This is a genomic window from Promicromonospora noduliphila, assembly GCF_056951025.1.
On record NZ_CM167806.1, the window covers coordinates 3,588,540 to 3,615,062 of the forward strand.

21 protein-coding genes are annotated in these 26,523 nt (G+C 67.8%); 13 read left to right on the top strand and 8 right to left on the bottom strand.

Features of this window, described 5'->3' with window-relative positions; all coding sequences use genetic code 11:
* Positions 1-19: 19 nt before the first annotated feature.
* Positions 20-1,477 carry a GH32 C-terminal domain-containing protein gene (locus AC0QU1_RS15780; protein ID WP_483570574.1) on the bottom strand — a complete coding sequence of 486 codons (1,458 nt, stop codon included), beginning with the start codon at positions 1,475-1,477 and terminating at the stop codon, positions 20-22.
* Between the two features lie 179 nt (positions 1,478-1,656).
* Here AC0QU1_RS15780 and AC0QU1_RS15785 point away from each other — a divergent pair, with 179 nt between their 5' ends.
* Positions 1,657-2,712 carry a LacI family DNA-binding transcriptional regulator gene (locus AC0QU1_RS15785; protein ID WP_483570576.1) on the top strand — a complete coding sequence of 352 codons (1,056 nt, stop codon included), beginning with the start codon at positions 1,657-1,659 and terminating at the stop codon, positions 2,710-2,712.
* A 45-nt stretch (positions 2,713-2,757) separates the two neighbouring features.
* Here the strand turns inward: AC0QU1_RS15785 and AC0QU1_RS15790 are convergent, their stop codons facing one another.
* Positions 2,758-4,023, bottom strand: coding sequence for an MFS transporter (locus AC0QU1_RS15790; protein WP_483570577.1), 1,266 nt, complete (start codon positions 4,021-4,023; stop codon positions 2,758-2,760).
* 141 nt (positions 4,024-4,164) lie between these two features.
* On the opposite strand from AC0QU1_RS15790, the gene AC0QU1_RS15795 reads away from it, so the two are divergent.
* The 4 genes from AC0QU1_RS15795 to AC0QU1_RS15810 are packed head-to-tail and all read left to right on the top strand — an operon-like array spanning position 4,165 to position 7,562.
* Complete coding sequence (locus tag AC0QU1_RS15795) at positions 4,165-5,199, top strand: Gfo/Idh/MocA family protein (protein ID WP_483570578.1); 1,035 nt, start codon at positions 4,165-4,167, stop codon at positions 5,197-5,199.
* Positions 5,196-5,750, top strand: a complete 555-nt coding sequence (locus tag AC0QU1_RS15800; RefSeq protein ID WP_483570580.1) for a heme-degrading domain-containing protein — start codon at positions 5,196-5,198, stop codon at positions 5,748-5,750. The genes AC0QU1_RS15795 and AC0QU1_RS15800 overlap by 4 nt, the downstream gene beginning before the upstream one ends.
* A complete protein-coding gene (locus AC0QU1_RS15805) occupies positions 5,747-6,691 on the top strand; it encodes a TolB family protein (RefSeq protein WP_483570582.1) in 945 nt (314 codons plus the stop codon). The genes AC0QU1_RS15800 and AC0QU1_RS15805 overlap by 4 nt, the downstream gene beginning before the upstream one ends.
* Complete coding sequence (locus tag AC0QU1_RS15810) at positions 6,684-7,562, top strand: 3-keto-disaccharide hydrolase (protein WP_483570583.1); 879 nt, start codon at positions 6,684-6,686, stop codon at positions 7,560-7,562. Before AC0QU1_RS15805 ends, AC0QU1_RS15810 begins: the two co-directional genes overlap by 8 nt.
* Before the next feature lie 356 nt (positions 7,563-7,918).
* On the opposite strand, the gene AC0QU1_RS15815 is transcribed toward AC0QU1_RS15810, so the two are convergent.
* Positions 7,919-9,406: a helix-turn-helix domain-containing protein gene (locus AC0QU1_RS15815; RefSeq protein WP_483616229.1), complete on the bottom strand. Its 1,488-nt coding sequence runs from the start codon at positions 9,404-9,406 to the stop codon at positions 7,919-7,921.
* A 255-nt stretch (positions 9,407-9,661) separates the two neighbouring features.
* Between AC0QU1_RS15815 and AC0QU1_RS15820 the strand changes: the two genes are divergently transcribed.
* The 7 genes from AC0QU1_RS15820 (at position 9,662) to AC0QU1_RS15850 (ending at position 17,125) form a co-directional block, all read left to right on the top strand.
* Positions 9,662-11,527 carry an SIP domain-containing protein gene (locus tag AC0QU1_RS15820; protein ID WP_483570586.1) on the top strand — a complete coding sequence of 622 codons (1,866 nt, stop codon included), beginning with the start codon at positions 9,662-9,664 and terminating at the stop codon, positions 11,525-11,527.
* Positions 11,528-11,561: 34 nt separating this feature from the next.
* The gene (locus AC0QU1_RS15825; RefSeq protein WP_483570587.1) at positions 11,562-12,554 is read left to right on the top strand and encodes an ABC transporter substrate-binding protein; all 993 of its coding nucleotides are present in this window, start codon (positions 11,562-11,564) and stop codon (positions 12,552-12,554) included.
* 32 nt (positions 12,555-12,586) lie between these two features.
* On the top strand, positions 12,587-13,591 hold the full coding sequence (locus AC0QU1_RS15830) for a FecCD family ABC transporter permease (protein ID WP_483570589.1): 1,005 nt from the start codon (positions 12,587-12,589) through the stop codon (positions 13,589-13,591).
* 68 nt (positions 13,592-13,659) lie between these two features.
* Positions 13,660-14,697, top strand: coding sequence for a FecCD family ABC transporter permease (locus AC0QU1_RS15835; RefSeq protein WP_483570590.1), 1,038 nt, complete (start codon positions 13,660-13,662; stop codon positions 14,695-14,697).
* Between the two features lie 38 nt (positions 14,698-14,735).
* Positions 14,736-15,566, top strand: coding sequence for an ABC transporter ATP-binding protein (locus tag AC0QU1_RS15840; protein ID WP_483576710.1), 831 nt, complete (start codon positions 14,736-14,738; stop codon positions 15,564-15,566).
* Between the two features lie 828 nt (positions 15,567-16,394).
* Positions 16,395-16,793 carry an MmcQ/YjbR family DNA-binding protein gene (locus AC0QU1_RS15845; protein ID WP_483570591.1) on the top strand — a complete coding sequence of 133 codons (399 nt, stop codon included), beginning with the start codon at positions 16,395-16,397 and terminating at the stop codon, positions 16,791-16,793.
* The gene (locus AC0QU1_RS15850; RefSeq protein WP_483570593.1) at positions 16,784-17,125 is read left to right on the top strand and encodes an MmcQ/YjbR family DNA-binding protein; all 342 of its coding nucleotides are present in this window, start codon (positions 16,784-16,786) and stop codon (positions 17,123-17,125) included. Before AC0QU1_RS15845 ends, AC0QU1_RS15850 begins: the two co-directional genes overlap by 10 nt.
* A gap of 301 nt (positions 17,126-17,426) precedes the next feature.
* On the opposite strand, the gene AC0QU1_RS15855 is transcribed toward AC0QU1_RS15850, so the two are convergent.
* The 5 genes from AC0QU1_RS15855 to AC0QU1_RS15875 form a co-directional block, all read right to left on the bottom strand.
* Complete coding sequence (locus tag AC0QU1_RS15855; RefSeq protein ID WP_483570594.1) at positions 17,427-19,895, bottom strand: excinuclease ABC subunit UvrA; 2,469 nt, start codon at positions 19,893-19,895, stop codon at positions 17,427-17,429.
* A gap of 246 nt (positions 19,896-20,141) precedes the next feature.
* On the bottom strand, positions 20,142-21,623 hold the full coding sequence (gtfA, locus tag AC0QU1_RS15860) for a sucrose phosphorylase (RefSeq protein ID WP_483570596.1): 1,482 nt from the start codon (positions 21,621-21,623) through the stop codon (positions 20,142-20,144).
* Positions 21,620-22,912: an MFS transporter gene (locus AC0QU1_RS15865; RefSeq protein WP_483570598.1), complete on the bottom strand. Its 1,293-nt coding sequence runs from the start codon at positions 22,910-22,912 to the stop codon at positions 21,620-21,622. Before AC0QU1_RS15865 ends, gtfA begins: the two co-directional genes overlap by 4 nt.
* A complete protein-coding gene (locus AC0QU1_RS15870) occupies positions 22,909-24,399 on the bottom strand; it encodes a CE1 family esterase (RefSeq protein WP_483570600.1) in 1,491 nt (496 codons plus the stop codon). The genes AC0QU1_RS15865 and AC0QU1_RS15870 overlap by 4 nt, the downstream gene beginning before the upstream one ends.
* Before the next feature lie 47 nt (positions 24,400-24,446).
* Entirely contained in the window at positions 24,447-25,283 is an 837-nt protein-coding gene (locus AC0QU1_RS15875; RefSeq protein ID WP_483570602.1) for an alpha/beta hydrolase, read from the bottom strand.
* Positions 25,284-25,447: 164 nt separating this feature from the next.
* On the opposite strand from AC0QU1_RS15875, the gene AC0QU1_RS15880 reads away from it, so the two are divergent.
* Entirely contained in the window at positions 25,448-26,479 is a 1,032-nt protein-coding gene (locus tag AC0QU1_RS15880; RefSeq protein ID WP_483570604.1) for a LacI family DNA-binding transcriptional regulator, read from the top strand.
* Positions 26,480-26,523: the final 44 nt, after the last annotated feature.

Below are 26,523 nucleotides of genomic sequence, written 5' to 3' on the forward strand. Positions count from 1 at the left end.
TGATGGTGACTTGCTGGGCTCAGGTGGTGATGGTCAGGTTCGAGAACGTCGCCGCCCCCTCCCCCGCGAACAGTCCGAAGCCGCCCTCGCTCCGGTCGTAGATGCGTGCGCTGAGTGCGACCTCGCGGTCGACGTTCGCGACGAGGACGGATCCGTCCACGACGAGGTCGATCACGTGCCGTCCCGGTCGCAGGTCGCAGGGGCGTTCCAGCTCCAGGGCGAACGGAACGTCGCCGGAGATCTGCCACTGCATGTCGCCGGTGGTCCTGCGTGGCCACCGGTCGAGCACGAGGCGTGAGCGCTGCGGCTCCAGCCGCAGGACGTAGGCCTCGTCCCCGTCGGCGCTCGCACGGATGAGCAGCCCGCACTCACGCGTGCCCTCCGTGATGTCCACGGTGACCGTGGCCGCGAAGGAGCCGGGAAGCGGCGTGCCGTCGACCGCGGCGGCGTACCCGTCCGGGAGTGCGTCCAGGCGCAGACCCTCACGGGTCCCCGCAGCCGCCAACGGGTTGGGCCGACCGACGTCCGTCGCGGAGACCTGTTCGGTGAAACGGTCGAGCACCTCGGCGGGGATCGCGAAGCCGAGGGTGCCGTCGGGGTTCTGGCGGCACTCCAGGACCGACATGCTGCCGGCCCACTGGTACGCGCCGTCGTCGGCGGACCCGTCCTTGGTCGCGATCCACCCGCAGAAGAAGCGGCGCCCGTCGCGCTCGACGCTCTTGGCGGCGTAGAACGCGCGCCCGTCGACGGTGTCCTTGTCGGGCACCAGCCAGGGCCCGTCCGGCGAGGTGGACATCCGGTAGCGGGTGACGAAGCCTTCGGAGAACTCGGAGTACACCAGGTACCACCAGTCGCCGATCTGGAACACGTCCGGGCACTCGTGAGTGACGTACCGGCGCGGGTCCCAGAAGGGTTCGGTCGCCCGCCAGGTCACCAGGTCGTCCGAGAGCAACTGCGCGACCACGCCACGGCGCCGCGCAGGACCGTCGGTGTGCCGGGCGGCCAGGAGCATGCGCCAGGGCTGGTCCTCGGACACCCGGAACACGAACGGGTCACGCCAGTCCCCCGGCTCGTACCCGTCAGGTGCGCCGAAGGTCCACTGCGGGTGCTTGGTCCAGGTCGTCATCTCGTCGTCACTGGTGGCGTGCATGACCACCTGGAGCGGTGTCACCCCGTCCGGACCGAGCCGGCGCGGGTTGTGCCCCGTGTAGAACAGGTGGAACCGCTCGCCGTCCTGGACGACCGACCCGGTGTACGCGTTGAAATCGGCCTCGTCCGGACCGCCATGCGGCAGCGCCACGCCCCGGTCGTCGAACTCGACGAAGTCCTTCGTGGTGACCAGGCTCCACGCGGTCCCCGGCTTCGGGTCGCCGCGCTGTTCGCGCAGGTAGAACAACCAGAACTGACCGTCGTGATGGAACGGGATCACGTCACCGACCCACCCGTCCGACGGCTGGAAGAACACGGAAGACGACACTGGCCACTCCGGCTACTCGCTGTTTAAACGCTTGAACACCCCGACCATACGTCAACAGCGACCAGTGTTCAAGCGTTTGATCAGCAGGGCTCCGGAGTATCGCCCGGGCGCCTTCCACGAGCCATGACCGGATGACATCGGTGCACACCGCTTCGCTTAGCACGTGCAAGACTGGCGCCATGGCGACGAAGGCGAGCAGCAGCGCCCAGGATGTGACCGGGGAGAAGGCGCCCGGCCGGCTGCCGACCATGAAGGACATCGCCGACCACGTGGGCGTGTCCCGTCAGCTCGTGTCGCTGGTGATGCGAGGCGTCCCGGGGCCTAGTGAGGAGTCGCGGGAACGGATCCTCGAGGCCGCGCGCCAGCTCGGGTACCGGCCGAACGCGTCGGCGCGGCTGCTGCGCCAGAACCGCACCCGGCTGATCGGAGCGACGTTCGAGATGCGCCACCCGTTCCAGGTGCGGTTCATGGAGCGGCTGTTCGTCCGGGCCGCGGAGAAGGGGTTCGGGCTGGCACTGGAGCCGACCACCGTCGAGCGGCCGACGGACGCTGTGGTCGCCCAGCTCATGGAGGAACGCGTGGAGGCGCTGGTCGCCTTCAACCCCGACCCGAGGTCGAGCAACCTGGCGGACGTGAGCGAGCTCCTGCCCGTCGTCTGGCTCGGCGAATGGGTACAGGATCCTTGCGTGGACAACGTGCACGTCGACGAGATCGCGGGCCTGCGCCTGGCGGTCGAGCACCTCGTGGAGCTGGGGCACCGCGACATCGTGTACGTCGGTGAGCTCGACGCCACGCTGAGCCGGGACCGCGCGGCCGCCTACCGCGCCGCGATGACCGGGGCCGGCCTGGAGAGCCGGATCGACGTGCTCGCCAGCGGGTTCTCCGAGGAGGACGGAGCCGCCGCCGCCCGACAGCTCGTGGCCCGCGACCGGCGTCCGACAGCGGTGGTGTGTTGCGGCGACCAGTGCGCCGTTGGCGTGCTGGCGGTGTTCGCCAGGTCCGGTGTCCGGGTGCCCGAGGACGTCTCCGTCGTCGGCTTCGATGACAGCTACGTGGCGTCGCTGTCCTACCACCGGCTGACGACGGTCCATCAGGACGTCGAGGCGACCGTCGAGGCGACGCTCGACGCGGTGCTCGCCCGCCTCGAGGGCGACGACGGGCCCCGGCGCGTCGTCGCGACGCCGACGCGGCTCGTCGTCCGCGATTCGACGGGACCGGCGCGCACCGAGCCGTGAGGACCGATCGGTCGCCACGGCCCGGCCCGCGAGGTCCCCGGCCCCTCAGCGCACCCCGCGGATGGGGATGACGACCACGGCGCCGACGGCAGCCACGATCCCTGCGCCCCACAGCAGGGCCGGATAGTTGTCGGCGCCGCCGCCCAGCCCGAGCAGCATCAGCCCCAGCGCGGGGGCGAGGGACTGCGGCAGGGAGTTGGCGGTGTTGATGACGCCGAGGTCCTTGCCGGGCTTGTCCGGGTCGGGCAGGACGTCGACCACGAGCGCTGTGTCGACGGCGGTGTAGATGCCGAATGCCAGGCCCATGACCACCTCGGCGAGGTAGAAGCCTCCGATGGTGTCGGCGAAGGCGAGCATCACCAGGCCCACACCGAACACGAGGGTCGAGCCGCCGACGAAGACCTTGCGGCGGTGCAGCCGGTCCGAGAGCCAGCCAGAGACGGCGGTGCCGACCATGAGCGCGATCGTGTAGAAGAGCACGCCGTTGGCGACTGCGGGGACGGCATCCTCCGCCGGCAGGCCGAGGTGGTCTTGCATGTAGAGCAGCCGGTAGGTCGTGAACAGCATCGAGGCGAGGATGATCAGGAAGCGTGACCACCACGCGAGGCCGAAGTCGCGGTGCCGGACCGGGTTGGTCCAGAAGGTTCCGATGATCCCCGCAAGGGAGAACCGCCGCGGCGGGATGTCCGGGACCTGGTCCGGGGCGACGAGCACGTAGACGACGATGCTGACCACGCCGACGAGGCCAGGGATGACGAACAGGGCCGGCAGGTTCTCCACGAGCAGCACCGCGCCGTAGGTGCCGGCGAGGATCGACACGTTCTGCGCGAGCGCGAAGATGCTCGACGCGCGTCCCCGCTGGGCCTCGGGTACGTTGTCGGCGAAGCTCGCGATCAGCGAGGCCGAGACGGCGTTGGACGCGAGCTGGCAGACCAGCCAGGCGATGGTCAGCATCGGCACGTCCGGGCTCGCCGCCACCCAGGCCAGGCCGCCCAGGAGCGCCACGATGCCGCCGAGGAGCCAGGGCTTGCGCCGTCCCCAGCGGCTCCGTGTGGCGTCGCTGAGCGCCCCGAAGACCGGGTTGCCGACGAGCGCGCCGATAGCCCCGATGGGCAGCACGGTGCCGATCACCGATGCGGGGTCGTCCGGGCTCAGCTCCTGCGCCTTGAGCTGCATGCTGACGAACACCGGCGACAGGATCGCGACGAAGACGCCGAACTGGGCGAGCCCCAGCGCGGCGAGGTAGCCGTTGCGGACCGGGCGGGTCGGCACGGGGCCGTGGGACGGGGGTGCAGGCAGTCTCGTCGACATCGACGCCTCCTTGAGTCGTTGTACGCGGCGCGCAGGAACCGGGTCAACGGTGACTCGATTTGTCTCGTGCTAACCTGTGCGTCGAGCTCACCTTAGCTCGTGCTAACTGGTTTCCACAACGACGTCGATCTGGAGTGCCACATGCTTCCCTCGCACCTCCCCGAGCCCGAGCTCTACCTCCCCAGCACCGGGGAGCCCGCGCTGCGGTGGGGCGTCGTCGGCCCCGGCTGGATCGCCGGCGAGTTCGCGAAGGCCGTCCACGCCCACACCGAGCAGCGGATCGTCGCGGTCTCCTCGCGCTCGGCGGAGCGGGCAGCGGCGTTCGCCGCCGAGCACGGCATCGAGCTCGCGCTCGACTCCGTCGAACAGCTCGTAGCTCACCCGCGGGTCGAGGTCGTCTACGTCGCGACCCCGCAGAGCGAGCACCTCTCGGTCGGGCTGGCGGCGATCGCGGCGGGCAAGCACGTGCTGATCGAGAAGCCGATCGCCCTGAACGCCACTGAGGCGCTGAAGCTGGCCGACGCGGCGCGGTCGGCCGGCGTGCTCCTGATGGAGGCGATGTGGAGCCGCTACCTGCCGCAGGCGTCGGTGATCCGCAGGCTGCTCGCCGACGGCGTGCTCGGCGAGATCCGGACGGTGCTCGCCGACCACGGGCAGGCGATCACCCCCGATCCGGAGCACCGTCTGTACCGGCCCGAGCTCGGTGGCGGGGCCCTGCTGGACCTGGGCGTCTACCCGGTACAGCTCGCCTCGATGGTGCTCGGCGCCCCGGAGCGCGTGACCGCCGTCGGCGGCATGACCGAGACGGGCGTGGACGCGTACTCGACCCTCGTGCTCAGCCACTACGGGGGCGCCCAGGCGACGCTGCACTCCTCGATCTTGGCCCGCACGCCGACGACGGCCGCGATCGCCGGCTCCGAGGCGACGATCGCCATCGCCGGCAGCTTCTACATACCGACGTCGTTCACGCTGTCGGGCACCGATCACTTCGGACCCACCCTCACCTGGGACGACCCGACCGACCTGAAGCTGTTCGACGGGCTCTCGTGGGAGGCCACCGCCCTGGCGCGGTTCGTCGAGGAGGGCCGCACCGAGTCCCCCGTGCACCCGCTGGACGAGACGGTGTCGATCCTCGCCACCATCGACCGGGCACGCGCCCAGATCGCCGCGTCATGACGACCGCCACCCAGGCCGCCGACCGCGCCGCCCCCGACACCGCCACCGCCGCCGAAGAGAGGACCGCCATGACCGACGTCATCACCGAGCTGGAGCGCCAGGAGCGGGACCTCGTCCTCGACTCGTTCGACCACGCGGACGCATGGCGCCTCGGCTCGCGCATCACAGCGATCGCGCAGGACGCCGGCCACGCCGTGGGCATCGACATCCGGCGCCCCGGATTGGTCCTGTTCCGCGCCGCCCTGCCCGGCATCACCCCCGACCAGGACACGTGGATCGCCCGCAAGGCCGCGGTCGTGCTGCGGATGGAGAACAGCAGCGCCCTTGTCGACGCCAGGCTGACGGCGGCCGGCGTCGACCCCGCCGCCGTCGGGTGGCTCGGCCCGGACTACGCCGTGACCGGCGGCTCGTTCCCGATCCGGGTTCGCGGCGTCGGCGTCGTGGCCGCCGCCACCGCCTCGGGCCTGTCCTCCCAGGAGGACCACGACCTCATCGTCGAAGGGCTACGCGCCCACCTCGCCGAACGCCGTGCCGAAGGAGCGACCCGATGACCAAGGAGATCCCGGCTCGTACGCTGCGGAGCGGGCAACGTGCGCGTATCCGGGTCTGGGATCGCGCCACGGGAACCGTCCGTGACGTGCACGAGTCCCGCGAATGGCTCTACGAGGCGCCGAACTGGACCGCGGACGGCCGCCTGGTCGTCAACGCCGACGGGCTCCTGTGGACCCTGCCCGCCGACGGGTCTGCGGCGCCGACGGCCATCGCGGCCGACGGGCTGCCCGACGTCAACAACGACCACGTCCTGTCCCCCGACGGCCGCACGGTCTTCGCGTCCGCCAACGACTGGCACATCTGGGCGGTCCCACTGGCCGGCGGCGCGGCACACCGGGTGACCGAGGACGACGGCGGGATGCACTTCCTGCACGGCGTCAGCCCCGGCGGCACGCTGCTCGGTTACATCCGGCTGGAGCCGGAGGGCGACAACTGGTGGGCGTCGGCCACGATCCACACCGTCCGCATCGACGGCTCCGACGACATCGCGGTCACGACCGACCCTGGCCCCGCCGACGGGTGTGAGTGGACGCCTGACGGCGAGTGGATCGTCTTCAACACCGAGCAGTTCTCCGACAAGCCCGGCCACGCGCAGCTCGCCCGCGTCCGGCCTGACGGGTCCCGGCTGGAGCAGCTCACCTTCGACGAGCGGGTCAACTGGTTCCCGCACGTGGCACCGACCGGCGACGTCGTCGTTTATCTCAGCTACCCGCCCGGCACGACCGGGCACCCTGCGGACCGGCCCGTGGAGCTCCGCCTCGTCTCCGTCGACGACTGGCAGCGCCCGACGACGCTCGTCGCCCTCGACGGCGGGCAGGGCACCATCAACGTGCCGAGCTGGTCGCCGGACGGATCGGCGTTCGCGTTCGTCGACTACCCCGTCGACGCGGCCCAGGGCGGGGCAGCAGCGGCCGACGAAGGAGCGGAGGCCGATGCCTGACCTCGACACCTTCGACGACGCCGGCTACGTCCCGCTGTTCGACGGCTCCACGCTCGACGGCTGGCACCCCGCGCCGCGCGTCTACGGGACCCTCTACCCTGGCGGCCCGCACGTCCACGACGTGCTCGCGGAACGCGGGATGACGCCTCCCGTCGAGCCGGAGCGGCACCCCGCCGTCTGGACGGTCGAGGACGGCGCCGTCGTCGGGCGCCAGGGGACCCCCGGCTACGGCGGCTACCTGGTGAGCGACCGCGCATTCGGCGACTTCGAGCTCGCCCTGGAGGCCAGGCCCGACTGGCCCGCCGACACCGGGATCATGGTGCGCCGCCGCCGCGAGAGCTGGGAGGGCTTCCAGGTGCTGCTCGACCATCGCGAGTCCGGCGGCATCGGCGGGTTCTTCGGCAACGGGCTGGCCAGCTTCTCCGCCGTACCGTTCGCCGTGCGGTCCCTCCGTGACGCGGACGGCACCGTCGTCGGCCTCCAGGCCGACGACGCCACCACCAGCGCCGAACCCGTCACCCCGGAGAAAATCGGGCGCCTCAGCCACGCGGCCGACATCGCCGACTTCCTCCAGGTCTGGCGCTGGGCCGACTGGAACGAGATCCGGGTCCGGGTCGTCGGCGCCCTCCCCGTGATCACCACCTGGGTCAACGGCCTCAAGATCGCCGAGCTCGACACGGCGACCCTCGACTCCCCCGACTACGACCCCGACGCAGTTCTAGGACTCCTCGGGACGCGCGGGCACATCGCACTCGAGGTGCACGACAACGACGCGATGTTCGGCGAGGCCCGCTGGGGCAACGGTGCCGCGTGCCGGTGGCGGAACATCCGCATCAAGGAGACAGCTAGGCCGATGCGTAAGTGGAGGTGAGCACGAGCCCGGCGAGCTCCGCGAGGCGCTGGGAGGTCGGTGAGCTCCAGGTAAGGTGCTGGGCTAGTTGTACCGTGGGTCGGGACGACCAGGTCACGTTCTCATGCCCGCCGTCCGACGAGATCGATGGCGAGATCGAGGTGCCCGACGAGCTCCGAGCCCCGTGCCGGCTGAGTGAACACGAGCAGACCCCTGCCCTTGGCGATCTTGGGAGCGGGATGTCCCGGGCTCGGGGAAGGGCTCGGGACGGACCGTCTCCGGGATCAGGCGCGCTCCGTGCACCGGCCGCACCCTTGGTGCCGATCGTGTGGAAGGTCGCGTGATGGGTGATCCGTAGCTGACGTGTGAGCCGTCGGTCAGGCGTTATCGGTCTCGCGCTCCTGGTATTCGCGTGGTGAGAGTCCGTGGAAGCGGGTGAAGGCGGCGCTGAACGTCGAAAGGTGGGCGTACCCGACCCGGCGGGCGACGGTGGTGGGTCTCGCGCCGCCGGCGAGCAGATCGCGGGCGATGCCCATACGGGCAGCGTAGCGCCAGCGAGCGAACGTCATGTCCGTCTCGTCGCGGAAGGTCCGGTGGACCTCGGCGGGGACGTCGAACACACGCGATCCGCCGGACGCGCCGATGCGGTGCAGATAAGCCACCGCGGCCACACGCGCACGCGGGTCGGTGGGCATCGGCACCGGTAAAGCTCGCTGCGCGGCGACCTGTTCGGAAAACAGATCGAGAATGTGCCGGGGATCATAGGCATCCGGACGCAGGATGGAGCGGGCACTGAGGGAGCAGAACATGAGGTAGTCGTCCCACGCGGGCGAGAACCGCACCTGCAGCGGCTCGGTCAGCCGAGGGTCACCGGTGCCGGCATTGCCGAGTGGCAGCGAGATGGAGTTCTCACGGAGACCGGTGACGTGCTCCACACCGGCCGGAATCCATGTCGCGACACCACGTTCCCGCTCGTAACGGTGATCGCCGATGTCCAGGTAGCCGCTGCCGCGATACATCCAGCTGAGCACATGCATATCGTTGGTGTGCGGTGGCGTGCGGGCAGCGGGCAGCATGTCCGGCGCGGTGGGGTCGTCGCCGCTCCGCACCATGCGCGCCAGGTCGGCGGCCTGACGCGCCGCGGTGACTCTCCCCGTTAGGTCACCAGTGCCGGAGCCACCCGTGCCGGGGCGGATGGACAGCTCCCGACCGAACTCGTACGGAGTCAGCCCGAACTGCTGCCTAAACGCGCGGGTGAAGCCGTTGCGGCTGGCGAAGCCCACCCGCGCGGCGACGTGGTCGACGTCATACCCCGCCGCCAAGAACTCGACGGCCGCGGTCAGTCGACAGTGCAGCCGCCATTGCTCGAACGTGAGCCCGGTGTCGGAACGGAAGCCGCGGCGCAGCGTGCGTGGACTGGAAAGCACCCGGGTCGCCCATTGCTGGACGGTGAGGTCCAGCGCAGGGTCACGGATCAACTCCTCGGCCACCACTCTGGCTCCATGGGCTTTCGGCAGCGTGGGCGGCGTGAGCAACGCCGAGGGCGCAGCGTTCCCGCTTCGCGCGGGTGCCGACGGGCGCGAGCCGGGACGGCACAAAAGGTCGGTGATCGCATCCTGGGAGTATCCGCGGCCGCTCAGCGGCGTGACCTGAAGGTTGAAGTGCTGGATCAGCCAGTCCTGCCAGCCGTCGGGGACCTCGAACCGCGTCGGTTCCGACAACGACACGGCACCGCGATGGGGCCACAGCGGGAAGGCGACAGTGCCCGGCTCGGTGACGATCGCGCGGTGCTTCCACCCGTCCTCGGGAATCCAGACACCTTCCCCGGCGGTGAGGTGGAAAGCCACAGCGTCATCGATGTGCACGTGCGCTGTGCCAGTGCGGACCCAGATCAGCAGCGGGCGACGAGGATGTCCTGTCGAATCGGCCCGTGCTGCCGGAATCGGCGGCGGGTCGCTCGGGCCGGCGGAGAACGAGGACAACTGCACCACATCCTAACCAGGCGGCAGTTTGCGCACACCAATCGAAGTGAGGGTTGCCTAACCTTAGCAGTGGCCCTCTTGCCGAAGGTGGCGCGTGGCTCTACACCCTCGAACGAGCAGAAAGGGGCTGCCCTCAGCATGCCCAAGACCTCCCGCCAGTTCACCGTGCACCCACTGACCCTGCGGGATGTCGAGGTCGTTCGGGTGGTAGACCTGACGCCAGGAATGCGGCGCGTGACCCTGTCCGGTGCGCAACTGCGCGCGTTCACCTCGACGAACGGCCTACCACAGCCGGCGTTCGACTCCCCCGGATTCGACGACAGCATCCGTCTGGTGTTCCGCTACCCCGGCCAAGCCGAGCCGGTGCTTCCGGTGCAGAAGGAGAGGGGCGTGGACCTGCCGAAGGATCCGAGGCCCCTCTCGAAGGTCTATACCGTGCGCCGCTGGGACCCCGCGACAGGCGAGCTGGACGTCGATTTCGTCAGGCACGGCATCGGCGTCGGCACCACCTGGGCATACCGTGCCCAGCCCGGCGATCGCATCCACCTCTACGGCCCGGGCGCATCGCGCGCGCTCCCGCACGACGCGGACTGGCTTCTGGTCGCCGGTGACGACACCGCCGTCCCGGCCATCGCCCGCCTGCTCGACGAACTGCCCGACGATGCACGGGCAAAGGTATTCGTCGAAGTCGCCGAGGAATCCCACCGGCTGAAACTACGGTCGCTGCCACATGTCGAGGTCACCTGGGTGGTGCGCGACGGCGACGAGGCGGGCACGACCACCCTCCTCCGGGACGCGGTCAGGAACGGCCCTTGGTGGGACGGTCGACCGTTCGCATGGCTCGCCGGCGAGCACACCGCCGTGCGAGACCTGCGCCGCCATCTGGTCGAGGACCGGGGAGTGCCGAAGGAGGACATCGAGTTCACCGGGTACTGGCGGCGAGGCGAGGTTGTCACCCTGGCAACCGACGAAGCGGTGCCCGACCCCGAGAAGTCGGTCACCCCGTTCGAGAAGCTCCATGACCTGACGGAGCTGATCCGTCCGATCGCGATCCGCACCGCCGTCGGGCTGGGCGTCCCCGACCTGATCTCTCGTGGCGTCACCGGGGTCACGGACCTGGCCGGCAGGACCGAGAGCGACGAGCGGGCGCTGGGCAAGCTGCTGCGCTACCTGCACACCGTTGACATCTTGACCGAGACGAAACCGGGCCACTACGGCCTGACGCCGGTGGGCGAGGTGCTGACCGTCGAGTTCGTCGCGGACGCTCTGCACCCGGCCGGGGTGGCGGGCCGCGAGATGCTCGGCATCTACGGGCTCACCGAGTCGATCCGCACCGGCCGGCCCTCCTACTCCTCGGTCACGGGGCAGACCTTTGCCGACGTGCGCGCCGAACAGGACTACGAGGACCGCTACCTGGAGCGCCTGGCAAGGTTCCAGCCCGCGCTGGCGGAGCCGATCGCCAAGTCCGATCTGCTCGCCGGAACCCAGCACCTGGTGATCCACTCCGGTGGCGCCGGCGCCCAGGCCCGCGAGTTCGTCGCCGCCCATCCCGACCTGCGGATCACGATCTGCGCGCTACCGGCACAAGCGGACTGGCTGCGTCGCGACCTGCCCGCCACCATCCCCGACGACCAGCAGCGAGCCCGGGTCACGGTGGTCGAGCAGTCGATCTTCGAGCCCAGCCCCGCGGCGGACACGGTGTTTATCAGCCGCGCGCTCAAGGCCCTGCCCGACGCCGACGCCGTCCACGCCCTTCGCCGAGCGTCAGAGAACTTGCTCCCCGACGGCCGGGTGCTCCTGATCGAGCAGCTCTTCGACGTCGACGACCTGGACGAGCACGACGGCGAAGCGGACCTGATCGCCCTGACCGGTCACGGCTCCGGCCTGCGCACTGCTGCCGAGCTAGACGCCGTCATCACCCGAGCCGGACTCGTTCGCAACGCGACGCACACCGTCGGCTGGGACACCACCGTCTACGAACTAGCACGCCTCGATTCCCATTGACACCCTCCCCCGAACCAAGAAGAAGAGAACGCCCATGACCATGACCCCTCCGAGACGACGCGCTGCCGCCCTGACCGCCGCCGTGGTGAGTACTGCACTCGTCCTCACCGCTTGCGGCAACGAGAACGACAGCGACAACACCGGCGACAAGACTGCCGAGACCCGCAGCGTCAAGGCCGACAACGGCACGATCGAGATTCCCGCCGACCCGCAGCGAATCGTCACGATCGGCAACACAACTCTTCCGCTCATCGATATGGGTGGCGATCCAGTGGGCGTCACCGAGGTGAGTGCCTCCGAACTTGGCCTCATTCCCCAAGAACAGAAAACAACCTACGAGGCAGCCACGAACCTCGGCTCCAGCGGTGACCGGGTCGACATGGAGAAGCTCGCCAGCCTGGAGCCGGACCTTATTCTGGCCCAGCTCCCCGACAGCGAGTTCGAGCAGATCGAGAAGCAGCTGGAATCGATCGCTCCGACGGCCTTCTGGGGGCTCGACACCGAGTGGAAAGCCCTCGCCGACGGACTCGCCGAGGCCGGCAACGTGACAGACGCTCTGAGCCAGCAGAAGGCGGAGTTCGAGGAGCACCTTGCCGAGATCCAAGAGAAGTACCGCGAGACCATCGACAACACATCGTTCGTCAACGTCGACCGCTGGCCGAACTCCGACCCCGGGACGTTCTCCATCGCGGACTTCGGTTGCGTCGAGATCGCCCAGGACGACATCGGCATGGACTTCCCCAAGGCGGCCGACGGCGAAGACCCCTTGGGCTGGACGTCCTTGCCGTTCGAGCAGATCGCGGAGCTGTCCAAGTACGACGTGATCACCTACCCCGTCGACGCCGAGGGCCACCCGACCGAGCCCTTCGCGCCCGTGGTCGAAACCAACACCTGGAAGGCGCTACCTGCCGTGAGGACGGGCCGCGCGCTCGGACTCTTCTGCCCCGGCAACAACGCCTACAGGCCTGTCCTGCAGTACTTGGACTCGCTCGACAGCGCACTGGCGACCCTCCCCACCAAGGAGTGACAGCCCTCGACCTGCGGCAAGGTCCGGGCACCGTGACGGTGCCCGGACCGCGTCGTCGTCTGCTCGGCCTCGTCGTCGCGCTGGTGGTGCTGCTGGGCCTGCTGGTGCTGAGCGTGATGATCGGGTCGACGGTCATCGCCCCCGCCGTGGTGTGGGATGCCCTGGTCCACTCTTCGGCCGACATCGACGAGTTCGCCATCCGCGACTACCGGCTGCCGCGCACGATAGTGGGTCTGGTCGTCGGCGTCGCCCTCGGCCTGTCGGGCGCGTTGATCCAGGCACTCACCCGCAACCCCTTGGCCGATCCGGGCGTTCTCGGCGTCCACGCCGGTGCGTCCTTCGCGGTGACGGTCGCCGTGGGCCTGCTCGGAGTCCGCGACGTCCAGGGCTACATGTGGTTCGCGTTCGCGGGTGCGCTGGTCGTCACGCTCATGGTGCTCGCCCTCGGGTCGACGCGGCAAGGCTCCTCCCCGGTGGTCATGGTGCTCGCCGGGGTCTGCGTCGGCGCGGTCCTCGGGGGCGCCAGGGAGGCGCTCCAACTGACCAACCCGGACGCCTTCGACGCGATGCGATCCTGGAACGCCGGCTCGATCGCGGGCCGCCCGCTCGACGTGGTGTGGCCGATCCTGCCGTTCCTCGCGGTAGCACTCGTTCTGGCGTTCGTGGTGGCCAGCCCGCTCAATGCGATGGCTTTGGGTGACGAGCTGGCGGTTGCCCAGGGTGTCCGCCTGGTACCCACTCGCGTCCTGGCGATCATCGCGCTCACCCTGCTCGCCGGGGGTGCGACGGGCATCGCCGGACCGATCGTGTTCGTCGGTCTCATGGTTCCGCACGTGGCCCGCTGGATCGTCGGTCCGCACCAGAGGTGGATCTTCGCCTACAGCATCCTTCTCGCCCCGAGCCTGGTGCTGCTCTCCGACGTCATCGGGCGGGTCGTGCTGCGGCCCAGTGAGATCCCCGTAGGTGTCGTCACTTCCTTCGTCGGTGCCCCCGTTCTCATCGCGCTGGCGCGGCGCAAGAAGGCGAGCGGACTGTGAGCGCGCACAGTGGACTCGATACGCACACCAGTGCCGCACGGATCGCTCGGCCGACGCGCACCGGCCGGGTGGACTTCGGGCGGCAGGTGCTGGTGCTGCGGCGCTGGAGGATCGCGGTACGGCTCGAGCGGCGCTCGGTCGTCGTCTGTGCGGTGCTCGCGGTCGCGGTCGTCGGCCTGGCGGTGCTCGCGCTGATGACCGGCTCGTACCAGCTCAGCCCCGGACAGGTGGTCTCCGCACTGACCGGCGGGGAGATCGGGCTGGTGCACGACATCGTGGTCGAGTGGCGACTGCCCCGGGCGGCCGCAGCGCTGGTGTTCGGTGCCGCGCTGGGGGTCAGCGGGGCGGTCTTCCAGTCACTGTTGCGCAACCCGCTGGCAGACCCCGGAATCATCGGGTTCTCCCAGGGCTCGTACACCGGCGCACTGATCGTCATCCTGCTCGTCAACGGCACCTACGTGCAACTGGTCGGCGGGGCCCTGGTCGGCGGCATGGCCACTGCGATCGCCGTGTACCTGCTCGCCTACCGGCGAGGCGTGCAGGGTTTCCGGCTGGTCACCGTCGGCATCGGCATCTCGGCGATGCTCGGCTCACTCAACACCTGGCTGATCCTCAAAGCCGATCTCGATCAAGCCCTGTCCGCCGCGACGTGGGGCGCCGGCTCACTCAACGGCGTGTCCTGGAACCAGGTCATGATGGGCGGCATCTGCATCGCTGTGCTCCTGCTGCTGGCCGCGATGCTGAGCCGGCCCATGCGGCAGATGGAACTGGGGGACGACGCGGCCGCCGCGCAAGGGGTGCGGATCTCACCGGTTCGGCTGGGCCTGATCGTGGTGGGGGTGGCGCTGACGGCGGCGGTCACCGCCGCGTCGGGGCCGATCGTGTTCATCTCCCTGGTCGCACCGCAGATCGGACGCCGGCTCGCCCGCACCGCCGGGATCACCCTCGCACCCGCCGCCTTCGTCGGCGCACTGCTGTGCCTGGCGGCGGATTACATCGCCCAGCACATCGCGCCGACCCCCCTGCCGGTCGGCATCATCACCGTCGTGCTCGGCGGCGGCTACCTCGGCTGGCTGCTGTTCACCGAAGCCAGGAGACGCCTATGAACACTCACACCAGCACCACCAACGATCTGGCGGCACGCATGTCCACGCCGTCCCCCAGCGGCTCACGACTCCACGTGGAGTCGGCGACGATCGGCTACGACAAACGGATCATCTCCGAACAGCTCTCGGTGGCTATCCCCGACGAGTCGTTCACCGTGATCGTGGGTCCGAACGCGTGCGGCAAGTCCACCCTGCTGCGCGGCCTGTCCCGACTGCTCAAACCGTCGGGCGGGCAGGTCGTCCTCGATGGCGCCGACATCAGCTCTTTCAAGACCAAGGAGGTGGCGCGGCGGGTCGGGCTCTTGCCGCAGGCCTCGATCGCCCCCGACGGCATCACCGTGGCTGACCTCGTGGCGCGAGGTCGATACCCGCATCAGGGGTTCATCCGGCAGTGGACCGGGGCCGACGAGCAGGCCGTACTCAGGGCGATGGACCAGACTGCGGTCACCGACCTGTCCGGCCGCTTGGTGGACGAGCTGTCGGGGGGTCAGCGACAGCGGGTGTGGGTGGCGATGGCGCTCGCGCAGCACGCCAGCATCATGCTGCTGGACGAGCCGACCACCTTCCTTGACATTGCCCACCAGATCGAGCTGATGGAGCTGTTCACCGACCTGCACCACGTCGGCCACACCCTGGTCGCCGTGCTGCACGACCTGAACCATGCCGCCCGCTACGGCACCCATCTGATCGCGATGAAAGACGGTCAGGTCGTCGCCGAAGGCGCCCCCGATCAGATCGTCACGGCCGAGTTGGTCGAGGAGGTATTCGGTCTGCGCTGTCTGGTGGTGCCCGATCCCGTGGCCGGCACGCCGCAGGTCGTACCGCTGGGCCGTGACCGCGGTGACGGACGCGTACGGGAGGGCTGTTGAGACGCGCCGATGGTGGGGACAAAATGGGCCAGGACCGGCCGCTCTGAGCGACTCGAGTCAGGCCGGCAACGTACGAGTGCGATCTATCCGAGCGCAAGCGTCAATGGGCACAACGCGCGTGTCACCAACCGTGTCATGCGGTAGTCGGACAAGAACACAACATCGTGTGGTGGCTTCTCAGATCTGGTTCGTTCCGCCGCCGACGTACAGCGACGCTCAGCCCCTCTGTGCGATCGCACCGACTCTGGCGATGTCGTGTTCCACCCGGAGATCCCCTCCCTAGGTTCCGCGTCGTTTCCTGATGAGCCGCTTACACGACTTCAGGTCGTCGTCGACGGATGCGTCCTCGAGGTCTGCGCAACGCGCGGGCGCGTCGCTCGGCAGCTCGTCTTCCCGGTTCGCTGCTCGGCCAGCTGGGCCAGAAGGCCTGCAACGATAATCCGTGCGTGGGGCCGTGACGTTCGGCCTGCAACTGTCGTTACGAGCCGCTAAACGGCGTCGACACGTCCGGGATGCGGCGAGCGCGGCTCGCGGCGTCAGCGTGCACACGCACTGGGCGTTGTATACGTTTATTCGCACCATGGCGTTTATTCGCACCATGGACGGGAGACCGAACCAGGCAGGCGTCGAACGTCCACCACCGCATGCTCTGCTCCACGTCTCTTGTCGAGGCTACCTACGTCGCGGTGGTTGAGGATGGACAGTCTGTCGTGGCAGGGCACCCAGATATAGGGCGATACATCATTGCTGAGAGTATCCGGCTCGTCCGCGGCCATCGCTGGCCGCCTTGGTTCTACGGCAGCACGTCCTAAGCGAAAGGAAGCTGACATGGATGTCACGAAGATGCCCCGACTGGCGATCGGCAGCGCGAAGCACCTGCCGGAGGCGACACATGAATACCCGTTCGCGCCCGAGTGTCAGATCTTCAAAGCCGAGGCCAAGATCCTCACTGCTCTCGCGACCGAGGTTCCCAGCGAGCCGGTCGCGATGATGAGGTGTGACCTCGCCGACAGCAACTCTGCGGCAGAGCGAGGCCATCGCCCCGGGTTTCCACACCAACAAGCAGCGCTGAACCACCATTCACAGCAGCCCGTGGTTAACCTCAGCCAGGTGGTCGGTCCGGAAACTCACGGACAGCTCGCACGATCTCTCCGTCTACGGCCTTCCGGAGTGTCGTCGGTCGGTGGATCCCGACCCGAGGCAGCGGGAGTTCTGACATGCCGCTGACCGGCCCGGCACTGCAGCGTATCGCCGCGGAGGTGGCGAACCGGCTACCGGGCGTAACCAGAGGGAGGCCGTTTAGCCCGACGCTCGATGTCTACAAGGCGCAGGGCAAGGTGTTCCTGATCGTGACGGACGAGGAGGCACACCGGGCTGTGACGGTCAAGGCCGAGCCCGTCCGCGGTGATGCGCTGCGCCGCGAGCACCGCACCATCACGCCGGGGCACTACCTGGACAAGCGCCACTGGATCACCATCGAGGCTGGCGCGGGCATCACGGCGGCGCTTGTCCGTGACCTCGTCGAGGACTCCTACGACCTGGTCACGCCCCATTCGTGAACGGCGGTCGAAAGCGTAAGTACGGCGACCGTGGAACCCGTCACGGCCAGGCCGTACCACCTTTCACTACCCGATCCTGGTCACCGAAGGCGAACTGCACCATGCTGCCGAATACGCCAGGCTGCTCGGTACGCGCCCTCAGCCGCGCGACACAAGACGGCACCGGAAAGGGTGCGTGCAAGGCCATCCACGATGACCTGACCCCGGCCGCTTTCCCGGCCCACGACTAGGCCTCGGTCGGTGCGGCCCAGGTCGGTACGAGCTGAGCCGCCGCCCACCAAACGCTGCACCTCACCAGCTCTCACGCGGTGAGCACCTCCCGCAGGTACCGACCGGTCACGCTGTCCGAACTGTCAGCGACCTGCTCGGGGGTGCCGGTAGCGATGATGCGTCCACCGTGCGCGCCGCCACCCGGGCCGAGGTCGAGCACGAAGTCGGCGTTTGCAATCATGTCGAGGTCGTGCTCGATGAAGACAACCGTGGCCCCGCGGTCAATCAGCCGCTGCAGCACACCGAGCAGGACGCGGACGTCGAGGGGGTGCAGGCCGACGCTGGGCTCGTCCAGGACGAACAGCGCGTCGTGCTGGTCGCGGTCGAGCTCCGTGGCGAGTTTGAGTCGCTGTGCCTCACCGCCGGACAGCGCAGGGGTGGCCTCGCCCAGGGTGAGGTATCCCAGGCCCAGGTCGATGAGGGTCTGCAGCCGGGACCGGACCTTTTTCAGGTCGCCGACGTGCTCGATCGCCTCGATGACCGTGCGGGCGAGCAGCTCGGGCAGCGCTAGCCCGTCTTCCTGCCTGCCTGCGCGCGGGATCCTGCGGATCGCTCCCGCCTCCGGGGCGTACCGGGAGCCTTCGCAGACGGGGCAGAGGATGTCGACGTCGGGCAGGAACTGCACGTCGAGCTCGATCTGCCCGGTGCCGTCGCAGGTGGGGCACCGCAGGCTGCCGGTGTTGTACGAGAAGTCGCCCGCTCTCAGGCCGCGTTCCTTGGCCGTGGGTGTCGCGGCGTAGGCCCGGCGCAGGTCGTCGAGAACGCCGCTGTAGGTAGCCACCGTAGACCGCACGTTGATGCCGATCGGTGAGGAATCGACGACGTTGACGCGTTCGATTCCGTGCGTGTCGATCGCCCGGACATGTTCCGGCTGCGGCTGCCCGGAGGCGTGTGCCCTCACCCCTGGGACCAGGCTTTCCAGGACGACTGTGGTCTTGCCGGAGCCGGAGGCGCCGGTGACCGGGGTGAGACGTCCGCGGGGGATGCTCAGATCCAGCGCGTGAACGGTGTGCAGCGGCGCGGTCTTCAGGTGGATACGCCCCACCTTGAACACGTCCTCTGCTTTTGACCTCGGGCGAACCAAGACCTCCTCGTCACCGGTGAGAAACCCTGCGATCAGTGACCCAGCGTTGCTTCCCAGGCTGTGCGGTGCGCCTTCGGCGATGATCCGGCCGCCCGCCCGACCAGAGCCGGGCCCGATCTCGATGAGCCAGTCGGCCTGTCGCAGGACCTGGACGTCGTGGTCGACGACGACCACGGAGTTACCATCGGCCAGCAAACTACGGATAACGCCGAGGAGGCCGTCGACGTTTGTCGGGTGCAGCCCGATCGACGGCTCGTCCAAGACGTACAGCACGCCGGTGGTCCGGTTGCGCACCGCCCTGGACAGCGCGACCCGCTGGCGTTCCCCGGTGGACAGTGTGGACGACGTTCGGTCCAGGGTGAGGTATCCGAGACCGAGCTCGATGAGCCGCTGAGCGGTCGCGACCATCTGGGACACGATGCTCTGCGCCATGGGCACCATCGGCTTCGGGACGGTCCCGGGGACCGACTGCACCCACGTGGTGACCTCATCGAGGGTCTTAGCGGTGGCCTCGGCCAGGTCGATGCCGTCAACGAGGCTTGAGCGGGCCTGCTCGTTCAGGCGGGTGCCGCCGCAGTCCGGGCAGGTGTGCACCGTGAAGAACCGGTCGACACGATCGAGTCCGCTCTTCGTCTTGGCGTTCTTCAACGCCTCTTCGACCGCCTGGCGAGCATTGCGGTAGCTCGCGTTGAGCTCGAAGAGCTTGCCGTTCTTTGCGGGATACAGGATGACGCGCTTGACGGGTGCCCCCTCGAAGACGATTCGTCGTTCTTCCTCCGTCAACTCGGAGAACGGCACGTCGATGCGCACACCCAGCTCGGCAACCACCTTCGGTACCGCCGCCAGACCGAATATTGACCACGGCGCGACCGCACCGTCGTCGATGCTCCGTGAGGGATCGGGCACCAGGGCAGCCTCGTCGATCTCGCGCACCGATCCTGTGCCAGCACAGCGAGGGCACGCGCCCTCGCTGTTGAACGCGTACGACTCCGCGCTCGGTGGCCCGAACATCACCCCACACTCGGGGCAGGTCAGGAGGAGGTCCAGAGCGACGTCCATGGTCGGCTCTAGGCGGTGTCCATTTGGGCACCTGTGATGCCCAAGCCGTGAGAAGAGCAGGCGGAGGCTGTTGAGGAGCTCGGTCGACGTTCCGAACGTACTGCGTATCCCGGGAACCGCAGGCCGCTGCCGCAGCGCGAGCGCCGCCGGCACATGTTCGACACTCTCCACGGCCGCGTGCGTTGCCTGATCAAGGCGGCGCCGGGTGTACGTGGACAGCGCCTCAAGGTACCGCCGCGACCCTTCGGCATACAGCACACCGAGTGCGAGCGAGGACTTGCCGGACCCGGAGACGCCGGCGATGGCCACGAGCCTGCCCAGGGGGATCGCGACATCGACGTCCTTGAGATTGTGCACACGCGCCCCACGCACCGTGATGGCGTCCGGTTCGTCAGCCCGAGCGGATCTCTTGGTTCCGTTCGTTGGTCCAGTCACCAACTTGTCCTTCCCGCACTCGGCCGACCGTGCGCACGGTGAGTGGCCGCGCCACGCGCCTCCATCTTCAGCCGGTATCCAGCCCTTGGCACCCGGAACCGCGGACACGTCCTAGTCAGTTCGGGACAACCTGGCGCCGCCCACCGGCGCAGGAGGCGCGCACGGCGATCACGACGCTTCCCCCGACACGAAGATCACTTCCTGCGGCTGACCGACGAAGCCAGCAGTAATCTCGTAGGTCCTGTCGTGGAAGTTCGCACGAAGGGACGTGCGCTCGTCGGCACGCTGCCACGTCAGCAGCAGCTCACCTTCTACGTCAGTATCGGCAACCGTCAGGTCCCCGTCGAACGCTCCGCACCCGTTTCGGAAGCGCAGCACGTCGAGAAACCGCGCGACATGCGGGTCAGCCACCCGCTGGCGGACCTCGTCCATGGTGAAGTCATGGCGGTTGATGCTCCGCGGATCGCCCGACGCCTTCAGGGCCTCGACATCGTTCTCACCGAAGAGCGCGCCGACGTAGTACACCTGAGGGATGCCGGGGGCATAGAGCTGGACCAGACGAGCGAGCAGGTAGGCGTCGTCGTCCTCGTCCAACGCCGAGTAGTAGCTCGACATCAGCTGGTACTGCCTAACCTTCTCGGTTCCCCTGTGGATCACCCCCGCGGGCGCCCGCACGTACTGCCGGCTATCCGCGATCTTCGCGTTGACTCGCTCGGACACCAGATCGATCTCAGCATCGCTCAGCAGGCCGACCACGTCGACGACCCCGATGCCGTCATGAGTGTCGAGCGTGGTGAACTGTTTGCGAGGGCATGTCTCCATCCAGTGCGCGAGCCGGTCGGTCCGGCCTGTGAAAAGGGCGTGCAGCGTCAGCATCGGCAACGCGAAGTCATAGACCCAGTGCCCGCGCTCGGCCATCTTGAGCTGGACCTGGTAGTTCTCATGAATCTCCGGCAGCGTCTGGACACCACGCTCCAACAGCGGCCTCATCCCGATTTCCAGCACGTCCCATACCTCCGGCTCGACGAAGAAGCAGCTAGTACCGGGCCGCTTGGACGCGTACGCGAAGGCGTCGAAGCGCACGAGCGGAACCACGTCCGCGATGCGGCCGAGGTTACGGGCGAAGTATTCCTGCGTCGCAGTGGCCCATGGGTCAACGTCGACTTGCTCCTCAAAGAAGGTGTTCCAGAGCTTGACGACTGTGCCGTCCGCGCGGGTGAACTCGAGAAAGGGCCCGTTCGACTTGCGCCGGTAGAGAGCGCTCATTTCGGCTTCGGTCGGCTCTCCGCCGGGCCAGAACTCGTCCCAGTGGATGAACATGTCGCGGTACGGCGACGCGTCGCCATTCTGCATGTAGTCAAGGAACTCTCGCGATCGGATGGACACGTGGTTGATCATGAAGTCGGCCATCAGGTAATACTTCTCGCTCAGGCGCCGCACGTCGTCCCAGGTGCCGAACCGTGGATCGACAGTGTCGTAGTTGATCACGGCGAACCCTCGGTCTCCAGAGGACGGGTAGAACGGGAGAATGTGCAATCCCCCGAACGCTCCGGCCAGATCAGTGTCGAGGACGGTCTCGAGCGCCGTGAGGTTACCGCCGAGGCTGTCGGCATAGGTGATGAGCATTGCCTCGTTCGAGATCTTCTTCATGATGCGAGAGTCCCTTGCTGTCTGTTCCGCTTGGGCAGCGTGAATGTAAGGAAGACGGCTAGGCCCGCGGCGACCGGGATGATCATGAGGAGGAACATGATCGAGTACCCGTCGCTGCCGTCCGAGCCTGCCGTATGGAATGACGACGCGATCGCCCCGGCCACGACGGGCATGATCAGGTACGCGAGATCGACGCCCATGTAGTTCGTGCTCCCCGCGACTCCACGACGTTCCTTCGTGACGGCCATGAGGGACAGGCTCTGGACGGCGGGCTGGCAAACTCCGTACCCAAGGGCCGAGACCACTCCCGCCACGATGAACGCGGGCAGTGACCGGGCGTGGGCGATCAGGAGGAACGCCACCCCGAACAGCACGATCGCGGGGGTGATGACGCTGGCCAGCCCATGCCGGTCCGCGATCTTCCCTGCGATAGGTCGCGCTACCAGCATCGTGACCGCGTATGCGGTGAAGAACAGTCCGATGTCTGCGACACCCCGCGACTCCCCGAACAGAACCACAAACGAGTTCACCGCGGAGAACGCGCCCGCGAGGAAGAAGATGACTACTGCCGGCACAAGCGCTTCGGGAGCCACGACACGCCGCCAGGAGAACCGCATGCGGCCTGTCTCCTGAGGCGGAGGGCTCGAGACCGTGAACGCCAGCCCGAGCGCCAGGAGCATCGTCCCGGCACTGGTGAAGAACGTCGCGCGATAGCCAACGGCGTCGACCAGGGCGAGACCGACCGACGGCCCGAGCGCCATCGCGATCGCCTGCCCGAGTGAGAAGACACCAATGCCTGATGCCATCTTGCTCTCGGGGAGGCTTTCACTCGCCAGTGCCAGCGCGACTGGCGCGAGTAGCCCCATCCCGACTCCGTGCAGGAGCCGGCCGACGATGACCACCTCGATACTGTCGGCGACCCCGTAGCAGACGAACGCCAGCAAGATGACAGCGGTCGTCACCACCAGCAGGCTGCTGTTGCGGAACTTGAACGTCGCAGGTCCCACCACGGGCCGCGCAGCCAGCGCGGTCACGGCGAAGGCACCGGTGACGAGCCCGACTACAACAGCCGTGGCGCCGAGGGCCTCTGCGAACTTCGGTACGACGGCGATCATCATGTACTGCCCCATGTTGATCACCAAGTTGACGAGCAGCACGAAGACGAAGCCACGCGACCAGATGCTCGGACCGGAACGTGCCCGCGGGCGGCGTGCCTGCTTGTCCGTCGACCTGCGCTTTGGCACTGACTCGGCGATCTCTTCCTTCTGACCGTCCGCCGGCGCGGTCACTGCTGGTTCTCCGTCCTGAGCAGGTCTTCGATGAGGTGCGCCATGTTCTTGGAGAGGATTGCGTGGTGGTCGGTGACATAGAGGACACCCTCACATCTCGAAGCGCGCAGGCCCATGACGAAGACGCAGAACCACTCCAAAGAGATGGACAAGTGCCCGTCTCGCGTGACCGCCTCACTCTCCATCGAACGCACTCGGCCGTCGATGACGCATGCCACCAGGCCACGAGCAAACTCAAGCGTCCTGCCGTCGGCCAGAGTCAGCAGGGCCCACGTGTGGTTCTCGTCGGTCTCGAACGTGGCATCGAACGTGCGGGCGAGGAACTCGAGCGGCACGTAGACGTACTCGGCCCGGACCTCCGCGTCCCCGCCCAGTCCGTGGTACTTCAGCGTGCGCCAGGTGAACACCGTCGCCCCAACCTCGACCACGGTGTTGCGAACCCAAGCCCGATCGCATCCATCAGCGACGGCGACCGCGAATGTGTCGCCCTCGCGCGGGGCCAGAGGATCGGTCGTCTCGATCCGGCCGTCCGGTCCGCGACGCACCCCGGAGAACAGGTGCTCCCAGACCAGCTCGGCGTCGTCAAGCGTCTGCCCGTGGTCGCGGCCCTGTACATCACGTACCACGACGTCGGCGTGTTCACCGTCGTAGAAGGCGAAGTTGTCGTGCCCGCGCACAGCGATGCGAGGCGGCGCGCTGACACCGTTGATTGCCAACCAGTAGTCACGGTTACCGCGCACGACCTCGCGGTCGGTACCCCCGGTAAACGGCGGCACCGTGTCCAGCTCCAGCGTGCCGAGCCAGACGGGCACCGGGCCGCCATCGTTCACCGGCGCGCCGTGATTGTCATACAGCACGCCCAGAGCGGTCGGGCCGCCTGAACCAGCGACACCGGCAAGCAGATGGCCGAAGTGCCGGGCGAACTGGTCGGACATCACGTTGCCCATCGACATGCCCTGGATGTAGATGCGCGCCGCATCGACGGCATAGTCCTCACGGACCTTGTCGATCAACGCGCGGAGCAGTCGGATGTCCCGGTACTTCTCGATCGTCTCCGGCGGAGGGAGCAAGTAGATGCCGCTGGGGTTCGGAGTAGTGGCTGCCTCGACGAACTCGTCCGCGACCTCGAGCGTCCACAGCCGGCGGCTGCTGGCATCCGGGAAGAGCACGATGAAGCCCTCACGCTCCGCGATCAGGGTCCAGGAACTGTAGACGGCCTGTCCCCACCCGGTCATGAGTCCGCCATGCATGGACACGACGAGCGGCGCAGGGTGCGAGGAGTCGTACGACTCGGGCACGTAGAGGTACCACGTGTCGTCCTGCTCGTCGACGATCGAGCCGCGGTGCTCCTGCAGACGCGTCGGATACGGCTGGGAGTTGTTGCCGTTCTCGTTGACCACCCAGTCCGAGTTCTTCAGGGTCTCCGGCAGATAGTCGCGGTTCTCGTCATCCGGCAAACCGGCGCGAAGCATTCGTGTGTGAGTCATCGTCCTGCGCTTCCTCGTTGAGATCGGTCGGTCACTCGGCGCACGAGCTAGGAGGGGCTGGTCTCTTGCGCCGGGAGCCCGAAGAATTCGAGCGCGTGCTGGATCGCCAGGTCCCAGAACCGCCACTCGTGCCGAAACCCCTCGCCGGTCCAGAACTGGGCCTCGAGGCCGATCTCCTCGGCATGCGCCCGGAACGTCGTGAACCACTGGTAGCCCGGGTCGTCGCTTGTCCCGCAGGCGAACAGCAGTCGCGGGAGTCGTCCGGTTCCCGCGAGCTGGTCCAGGATGTCCCACGTGTTCTCCTCGGAGGCGAGGAACGCCTCGAGCCCTCCGGCGTTGGCCACCATGCCGCGCAAACGCGACATCATCAGGTCGGTGCCGGTGCGGATCTGTTCCTCGGTGAGCGCCTTGACGTCCATCGGGGCAGCGGACAGCACGGCCGCTGCGGCGAACTTCTCAGGATGGTTTACGGCGAACTTCAGCGCTCCGCGCCCACCCATGGACAACCCCGCGATGAAGTTGTCCTGACGCGCGCCCGAGACGGGGAGCCAGTTGTGCACCAGGGGCATGAGCTCTTCGGTGAGAAAGTCGTAGGCGTCGTACCCCAGCGAGAAGCTGGGCCAGTTCGAGTAATTGCTGTTCAGTGCGCTGGGCATCACGACAGCCAGGCCTTTCTCCGCTGCGTACAGCTCGATGTTGGTCTTGCGGACCCAGTCTGTGTGGTCTCCGAAGGTGCCGTGCAGCAACCACAGCACCGGGAAGCGACTCTCGCTGGAGTAGAACTCGCGAGGGGTGCGGTCTCCGCTCCTGTCCGGGAGGACCACGGTCACTGTCTGATTGGATCGCAGGTAACGGCTCTCGAACGTCATGGTCATGAGCGACATAGGCCAACATCTCCTCGACTGGCACGGCTTCGTGTGGTTGTGGGCACCCTGCACCGCTCATCGCGGCGGACCCGCTCGGCTATGGCTACCCCTTGCTGCTCTCGCGATGCTAGCAATGCTAAAGTTCAGCCAGGGTCTGATGCAGACAGGGAAGGCAGGAGCGCATGGAACGACGTAAGCAGGTACGCCTCAAGGACGTTGCGGATCGCGCACGGGTCTCGGCGACAACCGCATCCGTAGTCCTCAGCGGCCGGGCTGAGGAGTTCCGCATCGCCCCCGATACACGAGACCACGTCCTGGCCACGGCTTCCGATCTGGGGTATGTGCCGTCAGGTTCACGGCGCCGGTCGGCACGCGCTTCCACGCCGGCGCTGTGGTCAATCTTCGCTCCGAGCGACTTCGAGTCCGGACCGATCAGCCAGTTCCTTCGTGGGACGCAGGCGTACGTGGACGAGAGGAAACTGCAGGTCGACTGCGTCGTCTTCCCGTTCGAGCGAGGCCGGCTGGAGGAGAAGCAGCAATGGATCTCCCCGGCGTTCACGCGCGGTGCGCTCATGCTCGGTCTGACCGACGACGACGTCGCCTTCATTAACAGCACGAGCTTCGACGTTCCGGTTGTCCTATACAACAGGGTCGCGAAGGGATGCGCCTCGGTGCTGGTCGAGGATTATAGCGCCGGCCAGCAGGTGATGCGACAATTCCGCAGCCGGGGCCTAGAGCACTTCGCTGTCGTCGCCCCTGCACACGCCGGCCGGTCGACGAGCATGCGGTCAATCGGGTTCATGGATGAGTTGCGGCGGCATCTTGGCGACGATGCAGCAGCACAGCAGGTTCTCGCCGATCCAGGCGACCTGGACCAGTTCGCGCTCGCACTGGACAGCCTCCAGCTGGCTGGTCAACGAACCGGGATTTTCGTGCTCAATGACCAGTTGATCGGCGCGGTCCTGAACTGGGTGCGCGGAAGGGGCCTGACGGCACCGGATGACGTCGAGCTGGTCTCGTATGGTGACAGCCCGATCAACTCGCTCCTGCGGCCGACCGTCTCCAGCGTCTTCGTTCCCGCGGACAAGATGAGTCTCGAGTGCGCCAAGACCCTGCACCAAGCCATCACCCATCCCGAGGCGATGACGGACGTAAGCAGGACCTTTGAGGCTCACCTGGTCTTCCGCGAGACTTCGCCGGAGCCTGCCGGCTGACCGGATCTCGAACCGCTGCAGCCGGTGCGCCCGTGCGCGGGTAC